Genomic DNA, 12,815 nt, shown 5'->3' with positions numbered 1-12,815 from the left:
GATAAATGTCTTAAAAAGTATCATCAGCTTTGTCAATGTCTTAACTTAATGACATTGATCTTTTGTTGTGCGATTATTTTTTACTTAATTTAACTAGTTTTTATCGTGACAATGACAGATACCATCGGCGCCTAAACAGTGGCAATCTTTACCACAATTGCAGCCCTTTTCTTGCTTTTCTGACATAAATCGACATCTCCTCTCTTAACTACGTACGTTAATGAGTTACATCTGTAACCATTTTCAGTATAATAAATAATTAAGTAGAATAGAAATAATCTGCTCAGCAAGAATAACGTTGATTACTTAATATCAAATTATGTATGATTATATAATTACCTTCAAATAAGACGATAATAGCTGTATTAATTGAATCTGCTTTTTATTAAAATAACAATTTATAGTAAAAAAACGTTGGAAATCATAAAAAATTTTAAGTTGAGATTCAAGCTGAAAATTATTAAGGCTATTTTATATGATCCTGAGTTTAATATTGATAATGCATTGCAGATTCAGATACAATTATTAGAGAGTAAACGCCAAAATTTAGATAAATTTAAGCACACTATTAAAGAAAGAAATGGAACAGCAAAAATGAGTGATAAAGAAAAATTTAACGAATTAAAAAAAGATTCAATTAAAAATAATGAGAAGAGATATGGTAAAGAAATTCGGCAGAAGTATGGTGAAAGTGTCGTAAATGCCAGTAATAAGCACGTCGAAGAAATGTCTAAAGAACGTTATAACAAACTAAAAGAAACTGAAACTGATTTAGTAAAGAATTTAGAAACTGTTTTGAGAGATCCATCCAGAGAGGAAAAACTTAGTGATCAGATTTTTCGTGATCATCAAACCTGGTTACAAATTGTCATGCCTAACTACTCACCTAAACTTCATTTAAGTATCATTAAACTTTATGAAACTGAGCCTCGTTTCCAAGATTATTATGATCATAAGACTGGTAAAGGCGCCACTAAGATATTGATCAAAGCAGTTAAAGAACATTTAAGCAAATAATGCATAGAAAAATTAATAAAAATAATATTATGAAAGATGATTTTAAGTTCAATTTTATCTCCAACACTAAAATTAAAAATGGCATAGTTATTCCTCCCAGTCTAAGAGGATTCGTCCATGTGAATGGTCTTCTTTAGAAACATGTTGAGCCTTTTTTACATTCCGATAATTAAAAGTATCTTGCACTACACTCTTAATCCGACCATCTGCTAACATTTGTAGCAATTGTTGATATTCAGACAAGCTAACAGTCCCACTTATAAATTGAAATGATTGATCATTTTTAATCGGTTGATAATTTGTTAGAGATAAAGAAACAATTTTTAAATCATCTAGTGAATTAGTTATTTCATCTAATATTTTAATTGAACCAACCGTATCAATTACCTTATTGATTTTAGGTAAATCCTTGAAATCAAGCTTTTTATTATAATCGATAACATAATCGGCGCCTAGATTTTTAAGAAAAGCAAAATTTTGTGCATTTGCTAGAGCAACAACCATGGATCCTTGCAATTTCAATAATTGAATTAAATAAATGCCAACACCACCAGACGCACCCGTGATTAATACGGCATCTTGTTTATTAATGTAACTTTTATTAATAGCAAATTTAGCAGCGTCTGCCCCACCAATAATCGTTGAAGCAGATTTCAAACTAACCTGATTCGGTACTTTAAACAATAAAGGTGGGGTTTTCGAATCAATAAGGGATCGATTGGAGCCAGCCATACTTGCACCGATTACTTCCTTTCCTATTAGGTTTTTATCTCGTAGAAAACCAACCTTCTCAACTATCCCACTAAAACTGTAACCAATAGTCATTGGTAATTTAATTGAACGTAAATCCCCTAATCTTCCCTCTTCTGTCATCCAGTCGTAAGGCAAAACTGGCGTATATTTGGTTTGAACAATTGCTGACATAGGAGAAATTCGCGGATCGGCCACTTCTTGAATTACTAAATCATCGATTCCTTGATAAGTCTTTTGAATAATTGCTTTCATAATATTAATACCTCGCTTTATTTGCTAGGCATAATATACAAAGAAATCATCCATAGAAAAAATCAGAATACTGATATTAAAAAAATACCTATCAATTTTTTAAGTATTAAATACTAATTATTTACAAAAATTTGCTTATAACGTCTTAAGGAAAGAATTCCAAAAATAATTATTAAACCAACTATCCAAACAATTGCTAACGTCGTATTCAAATTATTAAAAGAAAAACTGCCATTAAGCAATGCCTTAATAGTTTCAGTTATTGGCGTCATCGGTTGGTAAGTCGCAAATCCTCTGATTTGATCAGCCATCCCAGCTATAGGGACAAAAGCAGAACTAAGGAATAACATAAAGATCAACAAGTATGAAATTGAATTCGAACTATTATAATTTTTAGCAGTTAACGAAACTGGCAATGATATTAAAGTAATCATTAAAGCAAATAATACAATTACTAAGATAAATAAACCAAAGTTTGCACCTGTAGTGGTTGGTCTATAGCCTAAGAGCATTGTCAATAAAAAGATCACTACTGCAGAAATCAACATAAAAATAACTGAGGCTAAAATATAAGAAGTTAGTATGGCCCAACGTTTTATTGGTAAAGATAATAACCTCGTCATGAAACCCTTATTTTTATCGTTATTTATCCTCAATGCTGCAAAAGCTGATCCCATAGCCATGGCCATTAATATAAAGCCTGGCAGTGAGTAAGCTAAATAACTGCCACTGCTGCCTGTTTTACCATTAATAGCAATATTGCCACCAATAATATAAACAAAAAATAGCAACATAGCGATTGGCATAATAAAAGTAGTAATTATAGTATCTGTATCTGTTAAATTTTGCTTAATCACCCTAGAAGTCAAAACGGATAATTGCTTAATTGTTTTCATTTTGTTGCTCTCCTTTAGTTGCATTCAAGAATACGTCTTCCAATGATTGTTTAACCGGATTAATTTCCAAAATTACAATATTCGCATTTATTAACTGTTTTAGTGCTGTTTGTAAAATAGAATCTTGAATTTCAAAGGTATCACTAACTTTCTTAAATTCTATTTTATTTTCACTGAGTACCTTTTCAGCTAAATCTAAATCTTTTGTAGAAACCGTGATTCTATGAAGATTATTTGTTTGGCTCTTCAGTTGCTCTGGAGTACCTTGCAAAGATATTTTGCCATTTCGAATAAAGGCAATCATGTCAGATAATTTATCCGCTTCATCCAAATATTGAGTAGTTAAAAAGACGGTTTTTCCTTCATTTCTTAATTCTCTAATTAATTTCCAAATCTCAAGTCTATTTTTAGGATCTACTCCTGTTGTTGGTTCATCTAAAAATAGAATATTGGTATTCCCTAAAATTGAAACACCAATATCTAACCGTCTCTTCATCCCACCAGAATAGGTTTGAATTTTTCTATTAATAAAACTACTGAGATTTAAACGCTGGGATACTTCCTTTATTCTCTTATCAACATCTTTAATATCCAAAAGCTGTGCAACTAACTTCATATTTTGATAACCGGTAAATTCGTTATCTAACGTAACAAATTGGCTATTTACACTAATATTTTCACGAATATTATCCGCAGCGCTTTTAATACTTTTCCCTAATACAAAAGCATTGCCACTATCCGGCCTCGATAAAGTCGTTAGGATACTAATTAAGGTTGACTTCCCAGCCCCATTTTCACCAAGCAGAGTAAATATTTCCCCCCGTTTTATATTCAGGTTAATTCCCTTTAATACTTGGTGCTTGCCGTATGATTTCGTAATGTTTTTTGTAACAATTGCATCCATGTTTTACCTCGCGATCCAAAAATAAATTACTTATAATTTTTAGCCATGAGTTTTATTGTGACACAGTGTCACTTTTTAGCCAAAAAGATTTTAAAATTCATTCTATTAATTGTTATTTCAAAATATCTTTCATAAAAAATTAATAAACTTCAAATACTCTTTATATCCAAGCGTAAACGTACCATATCTTTTAATAACAAATTATTTTCAATTAAAGGCTTAGAATAATTTTTACTAAAAAAGTCACGATCAATTGAAATCATTCGAAACCCACATTTTTGATATAAATAAAGTGGGCCAAAACTAGTAGTACCAGTTCCAACTTCTAAAGTATGATAACCATTAATTTGGCCAAATTTAATTGCATATTGGACTAAATGGGTACCAATTCCATGTCTTTGAAATTTTTTAGAAACCGATAAATTAACAATCTCAAGAGTTTCTGGACGTGTAGGTAAAAGAACTATGATTCCTGCCAATTTACCAAACGCTACTGCCTCATAAACCCAAGAACGTTTAAGATAATCATCAACTAATTTTTTAGAAGGATCAGCATTTAATAATAACTTATAATGTTGATCGGTTATTTCTTTTATTTTTTTAATTCTAATTTTCATATTTTTCATCAATTGCATCCATTTTTAATACCTAAACTATTTATTACTAATTTTTTAAGTTGATTAACTAAAAAAGCCCATTTTGGTCCTAATTTTAATTTTTTCAGTATTAACCATTTTTTTCTTTCCAACCTTATTAAAATGGTATATATCGTGCCCTCTACTAAATCCTGAAAGCCTAAATTAACTTGTGCAATTTCGTAAGTATCACCAGTTCGACGCTCAAATATCGCCTTATAAAACAGATCGTCAAAAACAGTTGTAAGTTATCCTTTAATCACATTCATGTGATCCTCTCCTCAAAAATATAATTTGAAAAGGCAGGCGACCCTGAAAAGGAAGGTTACTTACAGTAATTTACCGCGTCCGGACTACCAACCGAACTGTGTTTTCACTTTTCAATATCTTAGCATATCAAATTTTAAATATTACGATATATTTCATTTAACTCTTGTTTCATTTTAGATTTGATGCTTTTCGGGCTTAGAATTTTTATATATTTCCCAAATGATAATAAATAGCGGATTAGCCATCCTTCATTAGGTAAATCAGTATCTACTACAACAGTTCCATCATCCCTGCTGTGAATGTCGTGATGATTAAATTCATCATATACACGGTAGCAAATTCTCTCAGAAAACAATAAACGCAAATGAATAGTTTGTTCTTGCAAATTGATTTTCGGTATTTTAGGAACAGACTTAGAAGAAAAAGTTTGCTTTAAAATCTTAATCGAACTCATTCGGTTAATTTTAAAAGTTCTAAATTCATTTCTTGTTAAGCAAAAGCCCTGTAAATACCAAGCCTGAGCCTTAAATATTAACTTAAATGGATCACATCTTCTCTTTTCTAACCTTCCATTTGCTTTTATATAATTAAACTTTATTTGCCTTTGATTTAAAATTGCAGATTTAAGTAAAGTAAAAGTTTGAGCATTATTATTTGTTTGATGCCAATTAGAAAAATCAACTTCAAGCCAATCATCAAATGAATTTTTAAATAAAGATTGGAGTTTTAAAAAGGATTGACTATTAATTTTAGGATTAATTTGTTTTAAAACCTTAAGAGCCAATAAAAGACTATTTTGTTCTTCTTTTGACAACAATACTTTATTAAGAGTGAAATTACTTAATAAATGAATCCCACCATTTCTACCCGCTTCAGTATATATAGGAATCCCCATGGTACTTAATGTATCAATATCTCTATAAATAGTTCTTGTAGACACTTCAAAAACTTTAGCTAATCCAGTTGCAGTAGTAGATTTTTTATTATTTAAAAGATAATAAATAATGCCAAATAAACGACTTTTACTCAAACTATTTTCTCCTTAATTTATTTAATAAAACATGACAGAAGATGTCAGGATTTTTATCATACCATTAAATCATAGTAATCAGGAGGTTTTACAATGAAGTTTACAATTATGGATACTAAAAGAACTAACAATTTTAATGATCCAGATATTAAGCAAAAGATAAGATCACTATGGAAAGAAAATACCAGTTCCATAAATGATGCTAAAAGGCAGGGATTAACTATCGCAAGTGTTTATTATGATTATGAATCCAATTATAAGAGTGACTACTCCATTTCACTGTGTAAAGAGAGTAACTCAAATGCTGATTTTGATACTGCGAAGTACCATTGGAAAGAATATAAAGTTAATCCGAATGATAAAACGAGTATCCCTAAAACTTGGAACAAAATATGGAACGATGAAAAAAAGCATTTAATTAAGCGGGTATATGATTTTGATTTTGAACAATATAAACCAGATGGAAAAATAACAATTTTTGTAGCAATTTACTAAATTAGAAAAAACAATTTGAATATAAATAAAGGGTGAGCAGAAATACACTTCTGTTCACCCTTTATTTTAATTTTCGTAATCTTCTTGAGCATCTAATCAACTAATAATACATAGAAATATCGTCTCAAGTTACCATGGCAACTCATTTTCCTTAAACTTGCCCCAATTCAACTCATGATCACGTTTACCATCATCTTTCTAATGGTTTTCTTACTTACCTAAATTAGCAAGCAATTTCTTAGCAACTGCTCTAGGAGATTCTGGATTTTGACCGGTAATCAACCGATCATCTTGAACAGCAAAACTCTTAAATGGCAATGCCTTTTGAAAGTCTGCACCATGATCTTCAGCTACTTTCTCATTTAAGAACGGTACCCGCTTACGGTTACCACTTAAAATTTCTTCTTTAGTAATAAAACCCGTAATCTCTTTACCAGCAATTAAATACTTGCCATTTCCCAATTTAGTGTTTAATAAACCAGCAATGCCATGGCATACAGAGCAAATGTATCCACCCTGCTGGTAAATAGCTAAGCTGATTTTCTGCAAAGCAGCATTATTAGGAAAATCCCACATAACACCGTGACCACCAGTATAATAAATAGCTGCATAATCTTTGGAATTAATATCTTCTGGTTTCAAAGTTTCCGCTAAAGCGCGCTTTTGGTAATCTTGATCCTGATATAAGTGCAAGGTATCTTCATCTAAATATGTATTTTTCATACTTCTGGGATCAACTGGAACATAGCCACCTTTAGGGCTGACAAAATCAACTTTATAAGCAGATTCTTTCATTTCATTCACAAATTCAGCTGATTCACCCAACCATAATCCAGTTAAATGATCACTATTAGCAAAATTAGTTGTATTAGTCTCAACTACTAAAATTTTCTTGTTCATTTTTATTGCCTCTTACTTATTTATTAATAAAATACGGATTCAAAATTTGCGATATTTCTTTTAACAGCTTTTCTTCGTTAATCGAACAATCTTTTAAGACAATATGTTCAATAATTCCGTCAATCCCATAACAAAGAAAATCAACCGCTAACTTATTAGAATCTTTTAATTCGAATAACAATTGCTCTTTTGTAAAATGATTAAACTTTTCCCTAAATTGGTAAGAATCGTTACTTTCAAATAATTTTCTAAAGAAATCACGATTCTTAATAAAGAATCTAATCCAAATTTTAATCTTATTGTGGAAATTTTCTTCATTTAAATTCTGACAGGTTAATTTCAATTCATTCAGATAACTATCCATAAACTCATCCATCAAAGCAAACTTATCAGAATAGTGTGAATAAAAAGTCTTCCTACCAATATTAGCCCGATCACAAATCATTTTTACAGAAATTTGATCTAAATTTTTATTTTCTAACAGTAGTTCTTTCAAACTGCTTTGAATAGCATTTTTTGTTTTTTGAATTCTTCGATCTGGTTTCTTTACCACAGCTTCTACCTTTCTAAAATTTTTTTAAATAATGCTTGTAAAAGTAACTTATGTATAATAATATACACGTGTTACCTAATTTACGCAAGTTTCAATAAAGAAGGCAAATTATGAAAACAATTTTAATTACTGGAGCCAGTTCAGGGATTGGTTATCAAACCGCAGAATTATTAGCCAAAGCTGGCAATCAAGTATTCGGTGCAGCCCGCCACGTTAACGCAATGGATCCACTTAAAAAATTGGGTGTCATCCCCATAGTTATGGATGTTACAAGTGAATCTTCTATAAAAAATGGACTTCAAGCAATCATTCAAAAAGCCGGCAAAATTGATATTTTGATAAACGGCGCTGGATATGGCTCCTTTGGCGCTATCGAAAATGTAACCATCGCAGAAGCTAAACGACAATTCGATGTGAATGTATTTGGTTTAACTGCTTTAACTAAATTAGTCCTTCCATATATGAAAAAACAACATTCTGGTAAAATCATCAATATTTCTTCAATGGCTGGCCGCTTCAGTAGTTCCCTAGCCGGATGGTATTTTGCTTCTAAACATGCAGTTGAGGCACTCAGCGATTCTTTAAGGATGGAAGTAAAACGATTTGGTATTAAGGTTGTTTTAATTGAACCCGGAGCTATCAAAAGCAATTGGTCACACATCGCTATGGACCACCTAGTTAAATCATCTCGCGGAACTGATTATGAGAAAGTAGCAAACAAAATGGCTCGTCAAACTAACAAAATCTACGCTTCTAAGTTTGCTTCCAAGCCAAGTTTAGTTGCCAAAAAAATCAAAAAAGTCGTAGATAGCAACCATCTCCGTCCACGTTACCTCTTCGGCTTTTCTGCTAAACCAACTATCTTTTTCAACGCAATTTTACCTACCCGTTTAATGGATAAATTAATTCCAATGTTTATGTAAAAAGGAGATTTTGTAAATGAATATTCCTAAAACAATGCCTGCAGTTCAATTAATCAAATATAAGCATCCCTTTGTTAAAAATACTATTCCTGTACCAACCATTAATGCCAATGAAGTACTTGTTGCTATTAAGGGAGCGGCATTAAATCCCGTTGATATTGGTATCCAAAGCGGCAAAATGCGAATGATCATGCCTTATAAATTACCTATTACGGTTGGTAATGATTTTGCCGGTGTGATTGTTCAGATTGGCAAAAACGTCACTAAATTTAAGGTTGGCGATAAAGTTTATGGTCGTCCTAATGACTTCAAAAGCGGTACCCTTGCCCAATACATTGCAATCAGTGAAAGAGGGATTGCGTTAATGCCTAAAAATCTGGATTTCGTTCAGGCTGCTTCTATTCCGTTAGTTAGTCTGACCTCCTATCAAGCTCTGGTTGAATACGGCCACCTTAAACATGAACAAAAAGTCTTTATTCAAGCAGGTTCTGGTGGTGTCGGTACCATAGCAATTCAAATCGCTAAAGCGTTGGGAGCTTATGTTGCTACAACTGCCAGCGGTAAAAATTCTGCACTGGTAAAATCACTGGGAGCAGACAAGGTCATCGATTATCATACTGAATACTTTGCTGATGAACTAAGAAATTATGATATTGCTTTTGATACCTTAGGTGGAAACTTTTTAAAAGACAGTTTTAAGATCCTAAAAGCTGGTGGTCATGTAATTACCTTGAATGGATTACCAGATTATCGCTTCGGCGTTGATCATGATTTAGGAAGGACTAGGTCTATTCTTTTTGAAATTGCCAGTACCCATCTTCGCCATCTAGCAAAGAAATATCACGTCTTCTATCGTTTCTTCATTATGCATCCAAGTGGCAGCCAATTAGCTACCATTACAAAATTCATTGAGGAGGGCAAAGTAAAACCAATTATTGATAAAGTTTATTCTTATAACCAAGTTTTTACCGCCTATGATCATCTCCAATCAAAACATGCACCAGGCAAGACTGTAGTAAAAATAAACGTATAACTTAGTAACCGGCAAAGAAAGGAAGTGACGAAATTATTTTTTAAATTTTAATTTATGATTTTATTACTTAATAAGTTTTCTAAAGATATTACTATACACAAAAATAGGAGAAACTATCTCCTAAACTAAAAAGATTGCAGTACTGAAATAACTGCAATTTTTTTCTTGTCTACATTTTTTATTTAAATTCTCTATTACCAAAATTTAAATCTTTTATCTGCGTATTTTCAATTTAGAATCAGTATAATAGAAATAATGAGAACCGATCGGAGGTAAATATGAACGCTTTAATTGAATTAAAGAACGTGGGCTACCAAGTCAAAGATAAAACTATCCTTAGCAACATTAATTTGAAAATTAATGCTGGCACAAAGACAACCTTTGTCGGCCCTTCCGGTGCAGGCAAAAGCACGTTAGCCCGCCTGATTGCCCGAATGATTTCCTATACTTCTGGATCAATCACTTATAAGGGTAAAGAAATAACGGATTACGAGCCTACCCTGTATCGACGCAAAGTTTCTTATTGTTTTCAACAACCAACCTTGTTCGGCAATACTGTAAGAGATAACCTAAATTTCCCCTTTGTTGTACGCAAAGAGAAACCAGATCAAGAAAGAATCATTCAGGCTTTAAAATCTGTTAATTTATCAGCTAATTTTTTGGATATGGGTGTCACCGAATTATCTGGTGGTGAACGGCAACGGGTCGCAATGCTCCGAAACATTATTTTCCATCCCGACATTTTAATTATCGATGAAGTTAGTGCCGGTTTAGACGCTGACAATAAAAAAATTATTAATCATTTAATTAATGGTATTAACAAAAAGGGCGTCACTATCTTGCAAATCACTCATGATGAAAGCGAGATTAACAACGCACAAAATATTATTAAGATGGATTCCGGAAAGTTGGTACAATAATGAATAATTTACAAGTAAGCAACTATACTTTACTACTATCATTTGTTTTGGTAGTCGTTGCCCTGTTGATTGGTTATAAAGAAAAGTTAGGGATCGATAAAGATATTATCATCAGTGTCGCACGGGCAATCGTACAATTATTCATCGTTGGTTATATCTTAAAATTTATTATTCGCAGCAATAATTACCTTTTAACCCTTGCCATGATTCTGGTAATTCTATTTAATGCTGCCTGGAATGCGAAAAAGCGAGGAGCAGGAATTCCAAATATATTTTGGATTTCTTTTACGGCAATCACTGCAAGCACCGCATTAACCTTAGGCGTCCTGGTTTTAACTCATTCTGTAAAGTTCATCCCGCAACAAATGATTCCAATCACGGGGATGATTGCTGGTAACACGATGGTCGCAATCGGCTTATGTTACCGCAGCATGAAGAAAAGCTTTCATGATCAGCAGCAACAAGTTTTAGAAAAATTAGCTTTGGGAGCCAATTATAAACTAGCTTCAATGGACATTTTACGCAGCAGCATTAAAACGGGGATGTCACCTTCAATTGATTCTGCCAAAACAGTAGGAATCGTCAACTTGCCAGGGATGATGGCTGGTCTAATATTTGCAGGAGTTGATCCCGTTCAAGCTATTCGTTACCAGATTATGGTAACCTTCATGCTATTATCTGCCACAAGTATTGGCTCAGTTATCGCCTGCTACTGGGCATACCGCCGCTTCTTTAATGATCAAGAACAACTAGAGTTACATTAAAAAATTTATTTATCTAACGAAAAAATGACGCCATTTTTAAATGACGTCTTTTCTTAAGCTCTAAATTTAATTAAATATCTTTATAGACTTTTTCACCAAACAATTCATTAAATAAACTTTGTCTATTACCTGCTTCTATCTTTTTATCATCCTGTCCCATTTTGCCAGCTAATATGGCCATTAAATAGTAGCAATTAGCCAGCATGTAATGAGAATCATGCTTAGTTATAAAAGCTATTCCTTTATTTAACATCGTGACTGATTTAGTAAATTCACCTAATTTAAAATAAATTAATGCAGCTAAATAGTATAAAATGTTCTGATTTTCATCATAATTTACTTGATTTATTTTGTTAAAAGCCAAATCCATATTCTTTAGTGCTAATTGTTTTTGCTTTTTTAGAACTGCTAGATAGCTTAATGCCATATAAGTTAGACTTTGCAAAGTTTTCGATCCAGATTCAGCCAAAGATAACTTTAAATCTTGTTTAACTGTTTTTAACTCTCCAGTTTGTAAACAAGCAACAGCTAAATAGTAATAATAAGCTTGTAACTGTTCCGCACTTTTCAAATTAGAATTATTACTCTCCAAATAGTTCTTTAACTCAGAATATTGGTGCTGATTGCACAAGTACTCAACTTGCTTGTTAAATTGTTTGTTAGAACTAACAGCATAATTATCAGCTAAACTAATTTCATTTAAGTTAATTTCCAAACGTTTACATAACCGAATCAATAACTGTGCATTAGGAACATATTTGTTATTTTCAATCGCTGACAACATTGATTGGGCACAAATATCGTTAGCAAGTTCTTTTTGAGAGAAACCTTTTTCATTACGTTTAAGCTTTATAATTGTACCTAATTTAGTAGCCATTTACGTTCTTCCCTATATTTTAATTGATGTGTAAAATACCTTTAAATTTAATATAAAAAGTATCTCCAAATCACTATTAATTGTAAATAAATTCTTGCTCTTAATTATAACGCAAGATAGAAATAGCATTTAGCTACCGACCAAAGTAGAAAAATCTAAATGATTAGGTTATAATAGTTTTGTTACGGAGAGTTGGCAGAGTGGTAATGCACCGGACTCGAAATCCGGCGAACCAAGTTTTATCCTTGGCGCGCAGGTTCAAATCCTGTACTCTCCTTATTTAAGAGTGATAAGCCTATAAGATCAATACTTATAGGTTTTTTGGTACCTAATTCTTTCACAAGTAAATATAACGTTTATTGTTTAGATCACCATATATTTATCTAAATATTGATTAACTATCTTTTTTATTTTATTAAAAGATGATTTCTTATATTTATAAGGAATTACAATCAAAGGAATATTATTTTTCTTACACCAATTACTTTTAATTTTATCTCTTTGTAATCGGTTTTCTAAAGGATCCTTTTTATTATTGTAAGTGTCAATATTTTTGCGGTAGTCCAAAAACCATTAGTCTGACCTTAATTTCT

Annotated in this window: 14 protein-coding genes and 1 tRNA gene; 7 read left to right on the top strand and 8 right to left on the bottom strand. The window is 31.9% G+C overall.

The genetic code is table 11. The annotated features are described in order from the left end of the window. Positions 1 to 438: 438 nt before the first annotated feature. On the top strand, positions 439 to 1,017 hold the full coding sequence (locus tag FC77_RS06370) for a TipAS antibiotic-recognition domain-containing protein (RefSeq protein ID WP_060459392.1): 579 nt from the start codon (positions 439 to 441) through the stop codon (positions 1,015 to 1,017). A gap of 87 nt (positions 1,018 to 1,104) precedes the next feature. Here FC77_RS06370 and FC77_RS06365 read toward each other — a convergent pair whose 3' ends face one another. The 5 genes from FC77_RS06365 to FC77_RS06345 form a co-directional block, all read right to left on the bottom strand. Beyond that, a complete protein-coding gene (locus FC77_RS06365; protein ID WP_056970741.1) occupies positions 1,105 to 2,022 on the bottom strand; it encodes a zinc-binding dehydrogenase in 918 nt (305 codons plus the stop codon). Between the two features lie 113 nt (positions 2,023 to 2,135). Further along, positions 2,136 to 2,918, bottom strand: coding sequence for an ABC transporter permease (locus FC77_RS06360; RefSeq protein ID WP_056970739.1), 783 nt, complete (start codon positions 2,916 to 2,918; stop codon positions 2,136 to 2,138). Beyond that, positions 2,905 to 3,822 (bottom strand): ABC transporter ATP-binding protein, encoded by a 918-nt coding sequence (locus tag FC77_RS06355; protein WP_056970737.1) that lies wholly within the window; start codon positions 3,820 to 3,822, stop codon positions 2,905 to 2,907. The genes FC77_RS06360 and FC77_RS06355 overlap by 14 nt, the downstream gene beginning before the upstream one ends. 149 nt (positions 3,823 to 3,971) lie before the next feature. Beyond that, the gene (locus FC77_RS06350; protein ID WP_056970746.1) at positions 3,972 to 4,439 is read right to left on the bottom strand and encodes a GNAT family N-acetyltransferase; all 468 of its coding nucleotides are present in this window, start codon (positions 4,437 to 4,439) and stop codon (positions 3,972 to 3,974) included. A 421-nt stretch (positions 4,440 to 4,860) separates the two neighbouring features. Next, complete coding sequence (locus tag FC77_RS06345; protein WP_056970735.1) at positions 4,861 to 5,757, bottom strand: helix-turn-helix transcriptional regulator; 897 nt, start codon at positions 5,755 to 5,757, stop codon at positions 4,861 to 4,863. Positions 5,758 to 5,850: 93 nt separating this feature from the next. Here FC77_RS06345 and FC77_RS06340 point away from each other — a divergent pair, with 93 nt between their 5' ends. After that, on the top strand, positions 5,851 to 6,252 hold the full coding sequence (locus tag FC77_RS06340; protein ID WP_056970733.1) for an effector binding domain-containing protein: 402 nt from the start codon (positions 5,851 to 5,853) through the stop codon (positions 6,250 to 6,252). Between the two features lie 210 nt (positions 6,253 to 6,462). Here the strand turns inward: FC77_RS06340 and FC77_RS06335 are convergent, their stop codons facing one another. Both FC77_RS06335 and FC77_RS06330 read right to left on the bottom strand, forming a co-directional pair. Then, the gene (locus tag FC77_RS06335; protein WP_054682122.1) at positions 6,463 to 7,152 is read right to left on the bottom strand and encodes a type 1 glutamine amidotransferase domain-containing protein; all 690 of its coding nucleotides are present in this window, start codon (positions 7,150 to 7,152) and stop codon (positions 6,463 to 6,465) included. Positions 7,153 to 7,168: 16 nt separating this feature from the next. Then, a complete protein-coding gene (locus tag FC77_RS06330; RefSeq protein ID WP_056970732.1) occupies positions 7,169 to 7,705 on the bottom strand; it encodes a TetR/AcrR family transcriptional regulator in 537 nt (178 codons plus the stop codon). Positions 7,706 to 7,815: 110 nt separating this feature from the next. Here FC77_RS06330 and FC77_RS06325 point away from each other — a divergent pair, with 110 nt between their 5' ends. The 4 genes from FC77_RS06325 (at position 7,816) to FC77_RS06310 (ending at position 11,345) form a co-directional block, all read left to right on the top strand. After that, positions 7,816 to 8,628 carry an oxidoreductase gene (locus tag FC77_RS06325; protein ID WP_056970730.1) on the top strand — a complete coding sequence of 271 codons (813 nt, stop codon included), beginning with the start codon at positions 7,816 to 7,818 and terminating at the stop codon, positions 8,626 to 8,628. Between the two features lie 16 nt (positions 8,629 to 8,644). Further along, positions 8,645 to 9,661, top strand: a complete 1,017-nt coding sequence (locus FC77_RS06320; protein ID WP_225723713.1) for an NADP-dependent oxidoreductase — start codon at positions 8,645 to 8,647, stop codon at positions 9,659 to 9,661. 278 nt (positions 9,662 to 9,939) lie between these two features. After that, complete coding sequence (locus FC77_RS06315) at positions 9,940 to 10,581, top strand: ABC transporter ATP-binding protein (RefSeq protein ID WP_056970728.1); 642 nt, start codon at positions 9,940 to 9,942, stop codon at positions 10,579 to 10,581. Beyond that, entirely contained in the window at positions 10,581 to 11,345 is a 765-nt protein-coding gene (locus FC77_RS06310; RefSeq protein WP_056970726.1) for an ABC transporter permease, read from the top strand. The genes FC77_RS06315 and FC77_RS06310 overlap by 1 nt, the downstream gene beginning before the upstream one ends. 70 nt (positions 11,346 to 11,415) lie before the next feature. Here FC77_RS06310 and FC77_RS06305 read toward each other — a convergent pair whose 3' ends face one another. Then, positions 11,416 to 12,222 (bottom strand): helix-turn-helix transcriptional regulator, encoded by an 807-nt coding sequence (locus FC77_RS06305; RefSeq protein ID WP_056970725.1) that lies wholly within the window; start codon positions 12,220 to 12,222, stop codon positions 11,416 to 11,418. A gap of 186 nt (positions 12,223 to 12,408) precedes the next feature. Between FC77_RS06305 and FC77_RS06300 the strand changes: the two genes are divergently transcribed. Continuing rightward, a tRNA-Ser gene (locus tag FC77_RS06300) sits at positions 12,409 to 12,499 on the top strand. The last annotated feature ends 316 nt before the right edge of the window (positions 12,500 to 12,815 follow it).

It is taken from the genome of Lactobacillus acetotolerans DSM 20749 = JCM 3825, assembly GCF_001436775.1.
In the GTDB taxonomy this organism is placed as follows: Bacteria; Bacillota; Bacilli; order Lactobacillales; family Lactobacillaceae; genus Lactobacillus; species Lactobacillus acetotolerans.
The sequence above is the reverse complement of the archived record's forward strand: the minus strand, read 5'-3'. Positions and strand labels throughout refer to the sequence as shown.

Bases quoted from the DNA above. Each gene is read 5' to 3' on its own strand.
- FC77_RS06360 (WP_056970739.1), bottom strand. From the start codon at position 2,918: ATGAAAACAATTAAGCAATTATCCGTTTTGACTTCTAGGGTGATTAAG.
- FC77_RS06320 (WP_225723713.1), top strand. From the start codon at position 8,645: ATGAATATTCCTAAAACAATGCCTGCAGTTCAATTAATCAAATATAAG.
- FC77_RS06305 (WP_056970725.1), bottom strand. From the start codon at position 12,222: ATGGCTACTAAATTAGGTACAATTATAAAGCTTAAACGTAATGAAAAA.
- FC77_RS06315 (WP_056970728.1), top strand. From the start codon at position 9,940: ATGAACGCTTTAATTGAATTAAAGAACGTGGGCTACCAAGTCAAAGAT.
- FC77_RS06310 (WP_056970726.1), top strand. From the start codon at position 10,581: ATGAATAATTTACAAGTAAGCAACTATACTTTACTACTATCATTTGTT.
- FC77_RS06340 (WP_056970733.1), top strand. From the start codon at position 5,851: ATGAAGTTTACAATTATGGATACTAAAAGAACTAACAATTTTAATGAT.
- FC77_RS06355 (WP_056970737.1), bottom strand. From the start codon at position 3,822: ATGGATGCAATTGTTACAAAAAACATTACGAAATCATACGGCAAGCAC.
- FC77_RS06335 (WP_054682122.1), bottom strand. From the start codon at position 7,152: ATGAACAAGAAAATTTTAGTAGTTGAGACTAATACAACTAATTTTGCT.
- FC77_RS06350 (WP_056970746.1), bottom strand. From the start codon at position 4,439: ATGAAAATTAGAATTAAAAAAATAAAAGAAATAACCGATCAACATTAT.
- FC77_RS06365 (WP_056970741.1), bottom strand. From the start codon at position 2,022: ATGAAAGCAATTATTCAAAAGACTTATCAAGGAATCGATGATTTAGTA.
- FC77_RS06325 (WP_056970730.1), top strand. From the start codon at position 7,816: ATGAAAACAATTTTAATTACTGGAGCCAGTTCAGGGATTGGTTATCAA.